The following is a 16,629-nucleotide window of genomic DNA, read 5'->3' as shown; positions in this document are numbered from 1 at the left end:
CACCGAGCACCACGACAAATGAGGCAGTTCCACCATGGTGACTCCATCACGCATCACACTGGCCCGGAAACGCCGGGGACTGACCCTCGCAGAACTTTCCCAGCACGCAGGCGTCTCTCTGCAGAGCCTCTCCAACTACGAGACAGGGCGCACGTCACCCCGGCCCCCCACCGTCCGGAAGATCGCCGCAGCACTCGACTTCCCCGAAGCGTTCTTCAGCGGTGCGGAGGTCAACGAACTTCCCTCGGACGGCATCTCGTGGCGCGCTCGGACCAAGACCCCACCGCGCGTACTGGACTCGGCCCGGGCTGCAGGCACTCTTGCCGCGCAGTTGTATGACTGGATCGCCGAACGCTTCCTCCTGCCAGAGCCCGATCTCCCCTCCCTCGGCAAGCCGGACCCGGAAACCGCCGCAGGCATGGTCCGCACCCGCTGGGACCTGGGCCAGGCGCCGGCACCGAACATGGTGCACCTGCTGGAAGCCCACGGCGTTCGAGTCTTCTCTCTGCCGCCGGACTCGCTGGAGGTCGATGCCTTCGCCGTCTGGAGGAGCGGTGTGCCCTTCGTCTTCCTGAACACACTGAAAACCGTGGAACGCAGCCGGTTCGATGCCGCCCACGAACTGGGCCACCTCGTCATGCACGCCAGCGGCGAGCGCCCCTGCATCGGACCAGAAGCCGAACGCCAGGCAAACGACTTCGCCAGCGCCTTCCTGATGCCCGCCGCCAGCGTCCTCGGCCACATGCCCGCAGGCGCCCGCGTCGATCAGATTTTGAGCGGCAAGCGCATCTGGAAAGTTTCCGCCATGGCCCTGACCTACCGCATGCACGACCTGAACCTCCTCACCAACTGGCAGTACCGCTCCACCTGCGCGGAACTGAGTGCTCGCGGATACCGCACCGACGAGCCGCAGGGGCTGAGGAAGCGGGAGGCATCCCAGATTCTGACCAAGGCCTTTCAGGGCCTGCGTACCAAAGACATCCGCCCGCACAACGTGGCCGACCAACTCGGCATCACGCCAGGAGAGCTGAAGAACATGCTCTTCGGGCTGACGATGACTTCCATTGACGGAGGCCGCGAACACTCCCGCAGTCATAGAATTGACGGCGTCCTGAGCCTCGTCCGCGGATAAGCGAACAAAACCTGCAGGCAGGAGGCACCAGGAGCCCTGGCTCGCGGACGGCGCACACCTCACCGCCGAGGGCGAGCCGGCCTTGGCGCTGCGAACGTGGGGCTTACCCAAGGGAAGCATCGGCGCGCTGTGCGACCCAGAGCAGCCGCTGACCTTCAACGCCCTGTACACGAAAGTGCGGGCGGCCTTCACCTTGCGCGGACTCCGGTAGGACCATCTACTTGCTTACGGGATCGCGGCGGCAACGCTGGTCAGCGAACCGCTGAGTGGGTAGATCCATGAGATGTGCTGAAATTCCCGAAGGGCCGGCGGAGATACGCAAAGCCATCGGTCGATGGCTCAGCGACATGGATCGGCGCTCAGGGGACACGAATCTGTGCTGGCAGGCCCTCGGCGTACAGCGCGTGTGGTTGGCAACGTTGCTTCAAACGATGTGGTGGCGCGAGGCGTCACTGCGGCCCTGGGTGGCTGCTCAATTGGCTTTCTGGTACTCCTCGCGAACCGATGCCGGCACGCGTCCGCGGTCGCTGATCTCGTAGCCGTTGTTCTTTGCCCACAGCCTGATTGCCGACGAGTCGGCCCCACGTGCCGTAGTTTGCTTGCGCTTCCCGTTGACTTTCGTGGCTCCGCGGATCCTGCGGGCTCCCTCAGCGTGGAGGTAGGGGTTGAGGAGTTCGAGGAGCCTTTCGTAGTTTTCGTCAGTAAGGTCGATCTCGACTCCCGCTCCATCGATAAGAATGCTGTGCGGGGCGATATCGATTGCTTCTTCGCCGGTCACATCGTCCACATATGTCGTAACTACTTTCGAGGCCATGAGGACGACTATAATCGTGCTCCACCTGTGGCTTCTCCTTGCCTCGGCGGTGCTCACGCAGCGCGGGGCGACCACGGTCAAGCGCCTGGAGCTGGAGTACGCCGAGCGGCAGCGGGCCGCCGAGCGACGGGCCGAGGAGCACTGCCAGGCGCTGGAGGTGCGGCGCACCTGCTACATCAAGGTGCATCAAGTGATACGTCACTACGAGGCGATGCTCTACAGCCATATGCGCATGCCTTGGGTCGGGGCCCGACCACCGCCGAGCGCCGTGCTGGAAGCGGCCCGCTGCAGCGTGCGGGACGCCTACGCCGAGGCTCTCATAGGCGTCCCGGACGGTGTTGTTCATGTAGGGGGCGGGTCAGGAGGTGGCCCGAGTTGACGGGGCTCAGATTCTCGTTCTCCGGAAGACTGGCGTCCAACCAGTTGCGTTGCTGGGTGGGTGCGAGCAGGGACTCGATCGTGGACGACCAAGCTTGGCGCAAGGCTCGCAGGAAGAGTCCGTGCAGGTCTCCCGACCAACGCCATCATTGTTTCTGCCAGGTGAGGGTGCGGTCATTGTGGGCCGACTCGTATGCGGGGTCGCGTGCCGCGACGTCTGGGAAGACCTCGACCAAGGGCGGGGCGAGCGCTGAGGTGAAGATGGCGAGCCAGTTGTCGGGCAGTCTGACTGTTTGTCCAGACGCGTAGGTCAAAGCCAGTGGGGGTCGGCTCCGCAGGGACAGGGGCCTACCGGCGGCCCAAAAGATCTCGGTCTTGCTTGCGGCTCAGTCGGCTATACCGGCTGGTACGTGACCATCCCTCGTTGATGGGCGCAGCTGTGTGAACCCTCAGGGCGGTCAGAACGATGCGGGAACGATGAGTGCACTTCCAGAACCATGGAGCAGCGAAAGTTACAACCCTGGGGTGGCGTGGTGCGACGAAAGTTACACTCTGAACGTAACAAATGCTGGATCGGCGTGTAATGATTGCTGTATGAGTCAGGCTGACGTGCTGAGGAAGCTAGGGGAGCGAGCCTCCGACCAGTGGGGGCTTGTGACCGCTGCCCAGGCGAAACTGGACGGTATCCAGGGAGTGCACCTCCTGCGGCTGGAGCGTGCGGGCCTGCTCGAAAACGTCGGGCGCGGGGTCTACCGAATCGCAGCCGGTGCACCGCCAGAGCACCTGGAGACCAAGGTGGCCTGGCTGCGTCTGGACCCCGAGACGCCGGCCTGGCAGCGCAGCAGCGCCCAGAAGTGGGCGGGCGTCGTTTCGCATGCATCCGCCTGTGAACTCCACGCACTGGGTGATCTTCCCGCAGACCGGGTGGAGCTCATTGTCCCGGCACGGCGCACCACCCGGGACGAAAGCGTGCTGCTTCACCGCCTGACGCTAGAAGCCGATGACGTCACCATGGTGGAGGGGCTGCCGGTCACCACGGCCGAACGAACCATCACCGATCTGCTGCGCTCGCGTGCAGACGGCGCGCACATCGGCACGGTGATCGCTGACGCCGACCGCAGAGGCCTGATCGACATCGACCGCCTGGCCGACCGAGTGGTTCCCTTCGTCCGTGGCTACGGCCTTCCCGCCGCAGCCACAGGAGAGGAACTGCTGCAGGCCCTGTGCCAGCAGGCAGGCCGCAGCCTGCTCCGCCACGAAACCGAACAGGCCGCCGCAGCAGGCTTCGCTTCCGCCCTGAGCGCACTGGAAGAACTGGCCGACCCGGCCTCGCTGGAGAAGGTCCTACAGAACACGCCCGTGGACGACCGTCAGCCCCTGCCACGTTCTATGGCTGCCGAGCAGACTGCGGTGGAGAAGGTTCTGCAGAGACTCGGGTCGATGCCTCTGGAGAAGATCCTGCAGGATGCGGCTGCCCGCCAGTCCGTACTGCAGGGGCAGACTGCGGTGGAGAAGGTTCTGCAGAGACTCGGGTCGAAGCCCCTGGAGAAGATCCTGCAGGACGCGGCCGCACGGCGCTCTCTTGAGGCTTCGAGCGGTCTGGGCCAGGCCCTCAAAGGCCTGGATGTATGGCGGCCTGTGCTGGAGAAGAGACCAATCCGGCCTCGGGCGCTTGAGAGGGCGGAGCGCGATGAAGAGGAAGCTGACTGACTACCCGGTCCGCGTCCGTAGGGCCGGTACCTTCGAAACGGCCCGGCGAGGAGCACGATGAACGACGGCTATGCCACTCCGGGAGCGCTGGATGCAGCGCTGAAGCACCATGCCAAGAAGCATGCGAAAGACGCCCGGGATGTAGGGGCGCTGCGCCGTGCCTTCTTCTTCCAGCGGCTGGCGGCACGCGTCTTTGTCGCCGACCCCGACGGCTGGATGATCAAGGGCGGGCAGGCGCTGCTGTTGCGCTACTCCACTGACGCACGTCTGAGCAAGGACATTGACATCCTGCGGGTAGACAGCGGGGCGAGCATCGAGGAGGCAGTACAGGCTCTGAAGACCGCGGTAGGTGTGGACCTGGGCGACCATCTCACGTTCGTCCCCACCGGTCTGATCCTGCACGGCGATGAGGAAGGCGGTGCCAACCAGGCTTTCACTGTTCAACTGGGGCCTCGCAAATCCGAATCCATCCGAGTCGACCTGGTAGTCGGGCGTATCCCGACGGCTGTTCCCCAGGTGTGCCGTATCGAGCCGGCCGTACCGATGCCCTGGCCCGACGACTGGCCCGAGGTGCGTCTGTATCCCGTGGTCGATCACCTGGCCGACAAGATCTGCGCCATGTACGAGTGGCACGGCGCCATCCCTTCGAGCCGGTTCCGCGACCTGGCGGACCTGCTGCTGATCAGTCAGCGCGAGGTGATCGACGGTGTACAGGCCCGGCACGCGCTCCACACAGAGGCCACCCTGCGGATCGCCAGGGGCAAGGTCCGTCTTGAGCTGCCGGACTCCTTCAAGAAACCGCACTCGTCCTGGCAGACGGGCTATCCCAGGGCTGCCCGCGACGTGAGCGGCCTCGTGGGGTGCGCGACCTGGGAGACTGCCGAAGCTGCCGCCGCCAACTTCCTCACCCCCCTCCTGGGGAGCGACCCCATTGGCACCTGGGATCCCGAGCACCGCCAATGGCGAGCAGGATGAGCTGTCGCAGATTTTGATGGAGACCGACCTGCCACCCGGCCTGCGCGCCTGGATGCGCTCCGAAGAACCCTGGGCCCCCGGGGAGCCAGTTTCTCCGCAGGACTCGTCGCGCCGTTGGTCAGTGCCGGCTCACGACTGGTCCTCCTCGCCGTTTGGTCGAAGTTCAACCGGCTCGTCCTGCGGCACGAAGATGTGCCGCGTAATTTCGTCGTACTCGCTGGGACGCAGGGTCTGCAGAAGCGGAATCGCGCTCTGAAGGAACTCCGAGAGGTAGAACTGGGCCACGGTGCGCCCGAAAGCCGCGCGCTTCGTCAGATCGCACTTCAGGTGTCGGCTGCCCTGCCCCAGGGTGACGACCGCGGCGTGGACCGAGGAGCGGCGCCCAAGTGCACCTCTGAGATCTTCAAGGATCTCTTCGCGCCCCAGCGTGGCGTGCGGCGGTGCCGAGTACTCAATGTGCCCGCCTGCCGCAGACTCGATCACCAGCTCGCTGATGCTCACGTTTGCTTCCTCGGACCGGTCGAGGAGTTCGGGAAGAGTGACGGAGCCGTCCTCGATCGCCTCCATGAAGTCCATGGACGAGACAGGGCCCGTTGAGAAGAGTGCACGGTATCTGTCCGTGGTAAAGCCCAGGATTCCCGAGTGCGTGAACCAACGCAGGTCGTGGCCGTAGCCACCGGTCAGGGGCATCCCGGACACGCGACAGCTCTTGGCCTTGAACCGGTCCAGATTCGCGTTGACGAGTCGTTGCAGGTTCGCCGAGTCAGGTGGCATCTCCACTTCACACAGTCGTGCCAGTGTGATGCCGGTTCCGATGCGCCGCCAGAAGTCTTCGTCGTCGGTGACTGCGATGTCCAGCAACAGTTTTAGACCGGCAGCGTCCAGGTCGGCTGCTACGTCCGTGGCGCCGGGAAAACTTGCCGGGGAGGCCCCGGAGCCGAGCCAAACGGCGTGCAGCAGCCGGGTGAACTGGTCGGCGTGCACGGGATCCAAGAGGGACTCAGCCATCTCGACTGCATCCCGTGTCGGATCGACCTGTGCCTGCTGGGCGCCGGCGAAGCCCAGGCCGACAGCGTCACTCGCGGACCGAGCGCGCGCTTGGTCTACGAGGCCTTTGCCGCCCTGCAGCACAGCTCGTGACAGCAAGTTGAGGACCGGCCGTTCGGCCCTGTCCGAAGAGAAAGCGTGAAGGCTGTCTGGGTCCGCTACCAGGGTCCTGGCGTCGGCTGACTCGCGGCCCAGCTCTTCGATGTACTCGGGAGACTGCAGCGGGGCCAATGGCATAAGAATGGGATTGCGCTCAGAGATGGTTTCGATGTCTTCCCTCAGGTATTGCGCGTTCGTGCTCGTTCTGAGGAATACCAGACGCTGTTCCTGGGTCTGAGCCCATCGCAAGACGAGATCAGGTGCATACGTATGATTGAAGTAGTCCGTGGACTCGATCTGTACCGAACTGTCCGATGACCGGATGTTCGAAATGACAGCGTTCTTGATGGACTGCACGTTCCGGCCCGGGTCCTCTCCCACGAGATTAGAGATGGCGACGCTGTACTCGCTCATCAGATCTCTCCCTTCTCGGCTTGGTGGGCGAGGATGAGTCCCCGGTGCTGGGGCGTAATGACTAGCCTCTCCTGCTTGCTATTGAGGACAATCAACCAAAGGCGGGTCGCCACGTCGTTGACGACATCTTGGTCAATCTTGCTCTTCGCCTCTTCCTCGTCTTCTGTGTCGAAGACTCTCGTCAGGTTGCGTGGCCTGCAGAGGCCTTCGGTCACCGCCTCGGCAGTGCACAGGTCCTTCCACTTCCCGATTCGGAAGGGGGCCCAGGTGATCCACATAAAGTGGTCCGCCAGCCGGTGGTGGTCACGGCGGGTCAGATAGCACTTTGCGACCCAGTCGTCGTAGTGAGTTCCCTGATCGTTGGCATCCGCGTAGTTCTTGCACTCCGCCACGAAGAAGTGCCCTTCGAACTCTGCACCGCTGAGAATTCCGCCCACGTCGAAGGAGTATGGCTGCTGCTCGCCGTGCGGCCAATTGAACTCAAGACGGGAGGCTAGAACCTCGTCCTCGTTGGTCCAGGAACTGCGCACCCGCGTAGTAGCGTCGAGCCAGCGCTTCGCCCGTCTCGCGCCGTCCGCTCCCTTTTGATGCATTGCTTCCCCCGGCATGCCGTGATGGTAGCGGACGAAGCTGGACACCTGTATTCAAATGATCGATAGTGTGCCGAATGTCCCTGCTGCCGTTCAGGAGCAGACAGATCTTGTCGTGGTGCCATACCTCCACACCTCTGATTGAGAGGCCGAGTTTGCGAGCGCGCGCCCACAGTTCTGCCTCGCCACGGTGCATGCCACCACTTCCCGGTTTCAACGAGAGGATGACGTTGCTGGTGACGAGCAGGTACTGGGGCATACGCCCCTTCCGGACACGGTTTGAACCGGGAGTTGCCCACGCCACCAGCTCGGCCGTCATGCGCCGGATCAACCACCGCGCGTTCTCGGCAGCGGTCTCCGGGCGGCTGCGGAACTTGGCCTGCAGCACGCCGTAACCGGAGCAGGGGGCGCCAGGCATCGGGAAGTGACTCAGGTCCTCAAAAGAGGCCTCCCGTCCGCCGTCGGGTCCGCCGCCGAAGACCTGAACGGCTGGCCCGAGCAGGCCAAGAGCTCGCAGAGAACTAGGGTGTTGCTTCCCGTGACGTGGCTCGTCGCTGTGATATGAGCGTCTCCGGCGAGGTCCGCGGCCAACTCGCTGTGAGGTTCCAGGTGTTGTTCCCACACCTTGATGATCGGCAGCGGCGGCTGATGCTGGAGGCCGAGGCCTCCAGCTCGTCACTCCCGCCAGCCGAAACGGTCCCTGCCCGACGGGCACGGGAGACCCAGCTCACCAGCATGGTCTCGTTGATCCCCAGGTCGTAGGCGACCTCGGCGATCGTCTTGCCGGTCTCCGTGACAATGCGTACGGCCCCCTCACGGAACTCCGCATCGAACTTCCGTCGCTTCTCCGCCATGACTCCCAACTTCCCCTGCAGCCACGGCCTTCACGCTACGAGGGGAGGGACACAGCCTCCACCCCGTAGGCCAGCCGGGAAAGCCTGGCCTGCCATGCAGCACAGTTTTCGCGGCAATGCGGTGGTGAGAGCCTGGCAGGTGAATGTGCCCCTGTGATGTGCGGATAGGGCATGCCCGTGGTGGGACGCTGGTGGTGTCCGGCCGCCGCCGCGCGGGAGCAGCGACGGCCGGAGAGCGCGAGGGACCGAGATTCCTCCCGATCGGACCTCGCGCGAGGTGCTCTCCCGGCGGTGCGAGGCAGCGGGAGTTGCCTCGCTGGGCGCGCCCGGAGAGCCAAGGCTGGAGCTGCGCTGTCGGCTGGCGCGGCTCCAGCCGACCTCAAACAGTTCAGGACGGGCTCGGGGGCTGGGACTTGCGGTGGCAGGACCGTGGCCCAATGCAACCTTCCGCCAGCGTAGAAGATGGCCGCAGTGATCGGAAGCCGAAGACGGTTTTGGACGCGGTCAGGAAAACTGCCGTCGTGCGCCGGGCGGCCCAACGAGCTGACACCACGGCCATGCGGTCACGGGGTCCTTACGCGCATCGGCTCAGCCGTGTCCGCACGGTACGAGGCGGCGGCGTGCGGACACGGCTGGCGGTGCTTCGGGTTCAGCTGCGCGGGACCCGCCGTGGGCGTGCATGATGTCGGTCTGCCGCTCCTCGAACAACCGGGGCAGGATCTTGGGATCGCGGTCGGGGTCGCGGTGCCCCTCGATGAAACCGCACGCCCAACGGGTGAAGGGTTTTCTCCGCTCCCAGCGCTGAGAGGCAGCAACGAAATGGGCGGGTGCCGCAGTCACTCGGGATGACCACGGCACCCCCCCTCACACACACGCATCGGGAAGACGCCTGGGAGGCCGTATGCCGACACGCTCAGATCCTGGTTCCCCCTCGCTTCCGCAACAGGCAAGGCCAATCAGGTGATCCGTTCGACGATGTACCTCCAGACGCCGGTCAGCCGACCGATTACCGGAACGCATCGATCGCGGTGCGCACCTCGTGCGCCTGGTCCCACTCCCCGGGGTGGCCGCCGTCGTAGTGTGCAGGCGCCGGGCCATGAGCGCGTCGGCCACCTCCAGCTCGCAGCCGCACCGGTGAGGCACTCGCCGCATGTCCCGGCAGGCGCGGCGTTCCGGTGGGCTGCCTGACCGTTTGAGGTCTCGTGCAACGATGGATGGTGAGCCGAGATCGTGGGCTGGCCGCAATAGCCGTGTACCTAGTCGGACCCCCAGACCCTGGGACGGCGATCTCGCAAGGCTCGGCCGTCCTCGCCGGCGAGGACGGCCGCAGGCAAGAAGGCCCGACAGGGGACGCCCTGCCGGGATCTTGGTTTCCGGCGCGGGCTCGTGCCTCGTTGACTGGCCGCGCTGCAACCATCATTAGCGCCCGCTCCACCGTCACACTGTCGGCTTCCCGCACCGCCCCGGCCTTGACCGGGGCGCGCTGCGCGGAGACTCCCGGCCGACGCGCAGCAGGCAAGCAGGGCACCTCGGTCCCCGAGGCGCGCCCGCCCGCCCCGCCCTTCTTGTCTCCTTTTCTCGGCCGGGCGGGGTGTGGGGGTGTGCAGAGGAGGATGTCGGACTCCATGGTCGGGCGTCGGGCGATATCCGAGGACAGCCGCCCTGTACGACGGGCTCGGCCATGACTGCCAAGACTTCTTCGGGCCTTACGACGTGCGGGAACTCAACGCGTTCGAGGGCGTCGCGCGGTGGGTTGCGAGATCGAGCGCACGCCGCGAGCGCTGGAGATCGTGTGCAGCCCGCTTCAGGGGTCAGCGGTTTGTCTTCGTCACGCTCACTGGTCGGATGGCCAGGACAGTGCCGTACCCAGCTGGCTCCACCGTGGCCGTCGTGCCTCCGCACACGACCAGATCTATGAGCGCAAGAAGGAGTACATACTGCGCGCCAAGATCATCCCGACTGCGCCTGAGGCTGTCTGTAACCCGGTCAGGCGGCCGGCCGTCGTCGACGAGTTCCAGGGCATGCTCCTGGCTCATCTGCCCACCACCGGCAAGCCCGTCATCCTGTCGCACCAATACCGGATGGCGGATTCCCGCTGACCCGCTCTCCCTGCGAGGCCAACGGTCACATTCGTCACCTCAATGTGATCGTGTCGAGCCGATAAGGCTGCCCCTCCCGGAAGGGATCCGGGAGGGGCTAGCGCCATTCGGCGGGGCAGCTGGATGTGGTCGCGGCGCAGGTCGATCTCATTCGTCGACTTCACACCGCGGCAGGATCAGTGGAGCTACCGCGCCCGCGGGTGGCGCTTGGGCGGATCTGCCCGGTGCGGCGGCAGTTCGAGCGCCTGGACGGTGGCCGAGGCGCGGCGCATGCGGATGCAGTCCAGAACCACGAGGGCGACGCAGACGGCCACGGCTTCAGGGACGTCGGGCTGCAGATGCAGCAGGTAGAACATAGCGAGGGCAACGACGACGGTGGCGGGTGTTGGGCGTCGCACTTCGACTCCCAGGTTGCGCCATCGTTGTGATTCCATGGACAGAGTCCTCCCGTATCGCTTAGGGGCGTTGGGTGCAGGACGCGTGCGGGGGTCGCCTGGCAGGGCGGCCCCCGTCCTGCTTGAAGAACGGTAGATGACAGGCGTGTTGCACGCTGCTACGCCCGTGTTACATCTTCACCCGGCCGCTCAGGCACGACGGTAGGCGATAGAAACCGGCCCTGATTTAAGCAGGGCTTCCCGTCAGCCATGCGGCTTGCGACCGTCGGGCCATCCACGCAGATCAATCAGCTAGATTCGCAGGTCGGAGGCTATCTGACCTAAAACGCGCATCTTGGAGAATCGCACAAAATCTATGCGGTGAAAGGGAGTTGTGGCTTGGCTGAAAATCGTCGACAATTTATGCTCTCGGTGCTCTAGCGAACGCAAGGGGTATCGAGATCGGCTCGACGCATACCCGGGGCGTACCGCGCTGCACCCTGGCACGATCAGCTCATGCTCATCACTCCGCGGCCCGGTGCCCACCGAGACAACATCCTGAAGGCCCTTGAGCAGGTTCGCCAGGACGCATCGAACCTGCGAGGCTCAGGCTCTGCCAACTATGAAGGGCTGCTGCGATATCTGGAGTGGGTCACCGTCGCCGCCCGGCTGTTGCAGGATCAAGTCAGCGGTAAGGACGTTGAGCGTCTCGTCCAGACCCGCCGGTACTACGCCCTCCTCGGGGCCTGCGGCACCATGGCCGGCACTAGTCAGCAGCGGCTAGTCAATGGGCTCGTCCAGCAGGAGCTCGACGACCGTGTCGGTGCTCTCGACGCTGCGGTGGAAGCACTTCAGAGCCACATTCGGCGCTGGTCGGGCCCGGGGCGGCTCGCGGTGGCAGATTCGAGTTTCTACTGCAACAGCCCCAAGCCCCTCGCCGACACGGATCTGCACGTGCTCATGGGCTTGCCCACCGACGAAAACATCCATCTGCTCTTTCCGATCGTGGTGGTCGACGAGCTCGACCGGCTCAAGGAGATGGGCGCCGACCATCCGAGGTGGCGGGCCGGTCACACGCTGGGGCGCCTTGATGAAGCGATCACCTCAGGGGCCACAGGCACCCTGCATGACCGGAAGCCTGGCGAGGGTCAGTCCGTCGTCGCACAGGTCACCGTGGAGATTGTGCTTGACCAGCCGGGCCACATTCGACAGTCGATCGCCGATGACGAGATCATCGAACGTGCCGCCACGATCCAGGCCGTTGCGGGTCGCGAGGTGCGTCTACTGACGTGCGATACGAGTCAAGCCACCCGTGGCCGTCTGGCCGGGCTGCCAGTCACCAAGCTCCCCAGCAAAGCGGGCACTGGCGACGAGCCGCCCCGTCGCGGCAGTCAGTCGCGCGGCAACGGTACGCGCGCGCAGCGGAAGAACCGTCGGGAGGCCGAGATGGTCAAGGCCCTCCCCGAAGGGCAGGACGAGGCGTAACGGTTGCTCGATGCCGTGTGATCGTCGAGCGAAGCGGCGAGCAGGGTCCCTACCGGAGGCGTCCGGTGATGAGGGCGCGGTTCTAACACGGATCCCGTGTACAGAACCAACGCGGTGGGCTCCGGTCGCGGCTCTCACCGGTCCGCGGTTCTATGACTGCTGGCTACCGTGGGTACCGGGAGATGCCTGGGGTCGCGATAGCGCGACATGCCCATCAGAACGACGCATCGGTCGAGCCTGTCGGCGCTGCCCTTAGCGCTCATCGAGTGCCTGCTCCCGGCGCAAGTCCGCCATGAAGGGCTCAGTCTCGGCGGAGAACCGAACAGCTGATGGAAAATTCGGCCGGACACATTGATGAGAGGGTCCCAAGAACGTGCAGCTCGCAGCGGTCTGTTCGGATAAAAAGATTGAGAACCTGCATCGGGTGCACTCTTGCAACGATCGCAGACCAGACATGACTCAGACGGACGGCCACCATCTATCCGCGTCGAACGGAATTTCGTCATGAAGTCCGCTTACGACGGCTCCGGCTGAGGCGCCAGGCTGGGCGGGTAGCCCTTGGCTCGCAGGAAGGTGTCGAGGGCGAGGGCGACGATGTCGCCGTGTGGGATGTCGGAGTCGGCGTTGTAGCGGCGGATACGTCGTTGGAGTTGCAGTGCGTCGGGTACGGCGTAGTTGAGCTGCCGTCGGTTGGTATGACGGCCGCTGAGGATCTCCTGCGTGTCTGGGTGAGGAGAGTGTGGGTCTTCTGGGCGGCTGGTTTGTGCTTCGAGGAGGTCAGCCAGGTCACGTAGTTGATGGGCGTGGTGCGAGAGGTCGGGCATGGGATGCTCCGGTTCGGTCCACTATTCGAATAGTGAGCCGCCTATTGGCCTAGTGGACTATTGGAATAGTCGGGCGACGGGTGGCCGTGAACGAGTGGTGCGTTCGCGGCCACCCGGCGCCGTTTGCTGGGTCAGAACCCGCGGGTGGTGAGCCACTCGTCCAGGGCGACGGAGACGATGTCGCCGATGGGGAGATGGTCGAGTTCGTTGTCCAGGGCGAAGCGCTTGATCCGCTTCTTCAGCTTCAACGCTGCGGGGACTGATGAGTCGAGGCTTTCGCGGGCGATGATGCGTTGGTTGAGGACTACGGCGGCTTCGGGGATGTTTGTGGGCCGGCCGGGGCCGTGGGTCCAGGGTGTTCCCTCGCTTGCTGTTGGTTGTGCTCGTGCGTCCTGCTCGTACCGCAGGTCTCGAACGTCGTCCCGCACAGGAAACATCGTGTCGGTTGTCGGGGGGAGTGCTGCTGAATGGACCGCGACTTCGGCAGCCTGCGCCTGCGCTGGGTCCGTCCGGGTGTGTTGGGACGCTCCGCGCTGCGGAGTGTGGTCGGTAGCCTGCGCTTGCTTCTGGTCTGTCGCCGGAAGTCCGCCCGAGCCCAGCTGTGCTTGCGAACTGCTGATGGCAGTGCCCGCCGGCTCGCGGGACACGGAGTCCTGCTCCGGGCCGCGCTCCACGACATGCGTGGAGGGCTGGGCGGCTTGTTCCGCGGCGAACTGTTCGGGGGTGAGTTCGGCGGCTGGCGGGGGTGGAGGCGGAGCCGTCTTCTTGGCTGTTGCGCCCAGGGCGCGCCCCTTGGAGCGGGGCGGGGGCTTCATCCTGTCGGTCATGCGTTGAGCTCCTTCATGAGTGCGGTGTACTCGCTGAGTTCGGTGGGGATTTCGCCGAAGGCCTCCATGTAGTGGACCCAGGCGTGGATGACGGTGTCGGCGAGCGGGAACGGTTCGTCGTGGTCCGGGCCGATGCCTTCGCCCTGGGCGGGTTGGAGCAGCTTGTCCTTGGCGGTGCGGGGCAGGCTGGTGCGGTCGTCGGCCTTGACGAGGACGACGTGGGCGGTGATGTCGCGGGTGTTGCGGACGGCGGCGCGTTCGGCTTCGTCGAAGGTGGCGACGAGTTTGCGGCGTTCGATCTTGGTGGGGGCGACCGGCACGATCAGCCGGTTCGCCTCGGTGACGGCCTCGTGGAACAGCTTGGCGCTGCCGCCGCCGGCGTCGATGACGATCGCGCCGAACTCGGTGCGCTTGTCGCGGATGTACTCGGCGATGTCGTCGAACGGGTAGCGCTCGATGACCAGGTTGGCGGGGATCGCGAAGCCGGCGGCCTGGGCGACTTTGTACCAGTCGTAGGCGGACTGGCTGGTGGCGTCCGCGTCGAGCAGCAGGGTGGGCAGGTCGAGGACGATGGCGTAGTAGAGGGCGATGAACCAGGCGGAGGTGGTCTTGCCGGTGCCGCCCTTGAGCATGCCGATGACGATGACGAAGGCATCCCAGACAACAGCCGTGGTCTTGGCCAGATTCTTGTGACGGGTCAGTTCATTCACGTGCGTGATCTCCTGAAACTGGACGGTGTACTGCATTGCGGTGGGGGGGGCGACGTCGACGCATGGCGGCTTGTGCGGCAACTGGAGGTGCGCGTGCCGTATGCCTGTAGTCGGGTTGGTGCGCGCGCGTGCTGGTGCTCTGGCCGGCGCGGGCGGCGACAGAGGCGGAGCTCGGGCCGCTCATGAGCGCCGCCTGCGGCGGGGCGCGGGTCCGTGTCGGTGCGGGGGCCGCATCCAGGTCTTGGCCAGGTGCAGGAGCCGGTAGATCGTGGCGATGGAGTAGTTACATTCCTTGGCCAGTTCCGGCACCGAGGCTCCGGCCTCGTACTTCGTCCGCAGGGACATCGCGAGCTTCTTGCGTGCGGGAGCATCCGCGGCAGAGCGCATCCGCAACGTCTGCTGTGTGGTGCGCGGGGTGCCGCCGGCTTCGATGAGCAGGCGGCGGGCGGCACGCCGTGTTCCGGCTCCGGCCGCGGCCAGGTCGGTGAGGGTCGCGCCGTGCTTGTCGTAGAGAGTGCGCAGCCGGGCCGCCAGATTCCGGCGGGCCTGCGCGTCCTCACGCAGTCGGCGGGTCTGCCACGAGGTACGCATCACCGTCCCGGCCCCGCGCAGCCGGTTGAGGACCGTGCCGTACGAGAGCCCGCTCGTGGCGACGAGGTCGGTGACCGTGGCACCGGTTTCGTACTGCTTCCGCAGAGCTTGAGGAGTGGTTTCTCCTTCCTTGGCAGCGGCTGGTGACTGAGGCTGTGGATTCACGTGGCGGATTCCCATTCGCTGTGGGCTTGGGCATGGGCTGCTGCCAGCTCGTCGTAACTGCGCTGGTCGGCTGGGGTGATGAGGATGAGTCGCCCGTCGGTGGCCACACGCCAGTCCGCGGCGGGGCGTCCGGTTGCCGGGTCGAGGACGGACCCGCCGGGGGAGTGCCATGAGACAGGGATCTCGTCGGCGCGCGGTGCCGGGACCAGGACCGTGCGGCCGTCACGCACGATCACCACGGCTTTGCTGCGGTGCTCCGTGAGTCGTTCCAGCACCTCGCGATAGGCCGCGCGTTCGGCCACGTGCAGGGCTTTGCGCCGAGCAACAACGCCTGCGGTGCCGTAGTCGTCGGCGAGAGCGTCCCAGCCGAGCGCGGGAGCCCCATCTGGCGTTGACCGCGAAGCGCGGGTGGGTACCCCGATGCCTTCTAGCGCGCGCGGTGTCAGAGCCCACGTCTGACAGTCCTGTCGGACCAGGCCGTGTAGGGCGAGGCGTCGCAGAGTGCGGTAGGCCGTGGCACGGGAAACTGAGGATGAGCCGACCAACTCTTCGACAGTCTGTCCGGGATGCAGGTTTAAGGCGCCGATGATCATCAGTGCGGAGCTACCGAGGCCGTGGTGGGTGAAGGCGTCGTGGCCCATCAGGCGGGCGATGACAGTGGAGTCGATGTCGGCCACCGCGCCTGTCTCAGGGGTAAGCCACTCCTCAAGTGCCAGGTTGGGGGGGAACTGAGTGGTCCGGATACGAGACGGCGAAAAGGACATGCCGTAGGCGCGGTTGTCGAGGTCGAGGTACCAGGTCGAGCCTTCGCGGCCGTGGCCGACCCGCAGCCGGCGTAGCCACCCACGTGGTTTCAGAACCAGTTCGTAGACGGCCCGCAGGGTCGTGCGGGAGATCCCGGCTTCCTCCGCGGTCTGCCGCTCGCTGGCATGGTGCAGGGGACCGCCCGCGATCTCGGCGAAGTTCAGATGCGCCCGCAGCACCCGCAGGGCGGTCCGCCCCCGCGTGCCGCGCCAGGGCGTCGTCTCGATGCGGTCGCGCAGCGCGGCGAGGACCTCATACGCGTGGTGACGAGACTCGACCCTGGTGCTGTCGTGGACGGCGGCCGAGGCGCTGGCCCACACCCGGTGGAGGTAGTCCAGGGCGCGCGGCTGTCCGGAGCGCATTGCGAGGTGGCGTGCGTGCCTGCCGCCCTCGTGCTCGGGGTGCAACAGCAGCTGCGTCAGCTCGTCGACGGTTCCGCCGGCACGCGCCACATGGCAGGCGATCGCCGCGGTGATCCGATGCCCGTGCTCCGCCGCGCCCTGACGGTCGCTGCGCAGGGTCAGGGTCCGGCCGTCGCTGCTGGTTCTGCTGTAGCTGCCGACGGCGTAGCGGCCGGTGAGATCTCCGAGCAGGATCAGGTCAGCGGCGGAGCGGGGTAGCCGGTGAAGGCCCAGCCATTCCTGCGGGTGGGGAAGTCGTCGTTGTAGGTCTGTTCGGTGAGTGCTGTGTGGCACAGTGGAGTCGTCTCGCAAAGACAAGGACGCCACCTGCGCCTG

Annotated in this window: 15 protein-coding genes and 1 pseudogene; 6 read left to right on the top strand and 10 right to left on the bottom strand. The window is 65.6% G+C overall.

Translation table 11 applies throughout. The features are described 5' to 3' along the window. The first annotated feature begins 34 nt into the window (after positions 1 to 34). On the top strand, positions 35 to 1,132 hold the full coding sequence (locus K3769_RS10810; protein ID WP_267026221.1) for a helix-turn-helix domain-containing protein: 1,098 nt from the start codon (positions 35 to 37) through the stop codon (positions 1,130 to 1,132). 472 nt (positions 1,133 to 1,604) lie between these two features. Here K3769_RS10810 and K3769_RS10805 read toward each other — a convergent pair whose 3' ends face one another. Then, positions 1,605 to 1,946, bottom strand: a complete 342-nt coding sequence (locus tag K3769_RS10805) for a histone-like nucleoid-structuring protein Lsr2 (protein ID WP_267026220.1) — start codon at positions 1,944 to 1,946, stop codon at positions 1,605 to 1,607. On the opposite strand from K3769_RS10805, the gene K3769_RS10800 reads away from it, so the two are divergent. The 3 genes from K3769_RS10800 (at position 1,945) to K3769_RS10790 (ending at position 5,009) form a co-directional block, all read left to right on the top strand. Then, positions 1,945 to 2,325, top strand: a complete 381-nt coding sequence (locus K3769_RS10800) for a hypothetical protein (protein ID WP_267026219.1) — start codon at positions 1,945 to 1,947, stop codon at positions 2,323 to 2,325. The two genes, K3769_RS10805 and K3769_RS10800, sit on opposite strands and share 2 nt — an antisense overlap. Positions 2,326 to 2,918: 593 nt before the next feature. Then, a complete protein-coding gene (locus K3769_RS10795) occupies positions 2,919 to 4,034 on the top strand; it encodes a type IV toxin-antitoxin system AbiEi family antitoxin domain-containing protein (protein WP_267026218.1) in 1,116 nt (371 codons plus the stop codon). A gap of 57 nt (positions 4,035 to 4,091) precedes the next feature. Continuing rightward, positions 4,092 to 5,009 (top strand): nucleotidyl transferase AbiEii/AbiGii toxin family protein, encoded by a 918-nt coding sequence (locus K3769_RS10790; RefSeq protein WP_267026217.1) that lies wholly within the window; start codon positions 4,092 to 4,094, stop codon positions 5,007 to 5,009. 129 nt (positions 5,010 to 5,138) lie between these two features. Here the strand turns inward: K3769_RS10790 and K3769_RS10785 are convergent, their stop codons facing one another. From K3769_RS10785 to K3769_RS41280, 3 genes and pseudogenes are all read right to left on the bottom strand, one after another. Further along, entirely contained in the window at positions 5,139 to 6,569 is a 1,431-nt protein-coding gene (locus tag K3769_RS10785) for a hypothetical protein (RefSeq protein ID WP_267026216.1), read from the bottom strand. Next, positions 6,569 to 7,207 carry a hypothetical protein gene (locus K3769_RS10780; RefSeq protein ID WP_267026215.1) on the bottom strand — a complete coding sequence of 213 codons (639 nt, stop codon included), beginning with the start codon at positions 7,205 to 7,207 and terminating at the stop codon, positions 6,569 to 6,571. Before K3769_RS10780 ends, K3769_RS10785 begins: the two co-directional genes overlap by 1 nt. A 653-nt stretch (positions 7,208 to 7,860) precedes the next feature. Further along, a pseudogene (locus K3769_RS41280) lies at positions 7,861 to 8,013 on the bottom strand (transposase); the annotation flags it as partial. Positions 8,014 to 9,761: 1,748 nt separating this feature from the next. On the opposite strand from K3769_RS41280, the gene K3769_RS10770 reads away from it, so the two are divergent. Beyond that, positions 9,762 to 10,112 carry a hypothetical protein gene (locus K3769_RS10770; protein ID WP_267026214.1) on the top strand — a complete coding sequence of 117 codons (351 nt, stop codon included), beginning with the start codon at positions 9,762 to 9,764 and terminating at the stop codon, positions 10,110 to 10,112. Between the two features lie 185 nt (positions 10,113 to 10,297). Here the strand turns inward: K3769_RS10770 and K3769_RS10765 are convergent, their stop codons facing one another. After that, positions 10,298 to 10,546, bottom strand: coding sequence for a hypothetical protein (locus tag K3769_RS10765; RefSeq protein ID WP_267026213.1), 249 nt, complete (start codon positions 10,544 to 10,546; stop codon positions 10,298 to 10,300). Positions 10,547 to 11,002: 456 nt separating this feature from the next. Between K3769_RS10765 and K3769_RS10760 the strand changes: the two genes are divergently transcribed. Further along, a complete protein-coding gene (locus K3769_RS10760; protein ID WP_267026212.1) occupies positions 11,003 to 11,971 on the top strand; it encodes a PIN domain-containing protein in 969 nt (322 codons plus the stop codon). A 515-nt stretch (positions 11,972 to 12,486) separates the two neighbouring features. On the opposite strand, the gene K3769_RS10755 is transcribed toward K3769_RS10760, so the two are convergent. The 5 genes from K3769_RS10755 to K3769_RS10735 form a co-directional block, all read right to left on the bottom strand. Then, the gene (locus K3769_RS10755) at positions 12,487 to 12,795 is read right to left on the bottom strand and encodes a hypothetical protein (protein ID WP_267026211.1); all 309 of its coding nucleotides are present in this window, start codon (positions 12,793 to 12,795) and stop codon (positions 12,487 to 12,489) included. 131 nt (positions 12,796 to 12,926) lie between these two features. After that, positions 12,927 to 13,223, bottom strand: coding sequence for a hypothetical protein (locus K3769_RS10750; RefSeq protein WP_267026210.1), 297 nt, complete (start codon positions 13,221 to 13,223; stop codon positions 12,927 to 12,929). A gap of 395 nt (positions 13,224 to 13,618) precedes the next feature. Continuing rightward, a complete protein-coding gene (locus K3769_RS10745) occupies positions 13,619 to 14,332 on the bottom strand; it encodes a ParA family protein (protein ID WP_267026209.1) in 714 nt (237 codons plus the stop codon). Positions 14,333 to 14,512: 180 nt separating this feature from the next. Further along, complete coding sequence (locus K3769_RS10740) at positions 14,513 to 15,088, bottom strand: helix-turn-helix domain-containing protein (protein WP_308216300.1); 576 nt, start codon at positions 15,086 to 15,088, stop codon at positions 14,513 to 14,515. Then, positions 15,085 to 16,587, bottom strand: a complete 1,503-nt coding sequence (locus K3769_RS10735) for a helix-turn-helix domain-containing protein (protein WP_267026207.1) — start codon at positions 16,585 to 16,587, stop codon at positions 15,085 to 15,087. Before K3769_RS10735 ends, K3769_RS10740 begins: the two co-directional genes overlap by 4 nt. Positions 16,588 to 16,629 lie beyond the last annotated feature (42 nt).

The organism is Streptomyces ortus (assembly GCF_026341275.1).
GTDB lineage: Bacteria > Actinomycetota > Actinomycetes > Streptomycetales > Streptomycetaceae > Streptomyces > Streptomyces ortus.
The sequence above is the reverse complement of the archived record's forward strand: the minus strand, read 5'-3'. Positions and strand labels throughout refer to the sequence as shown.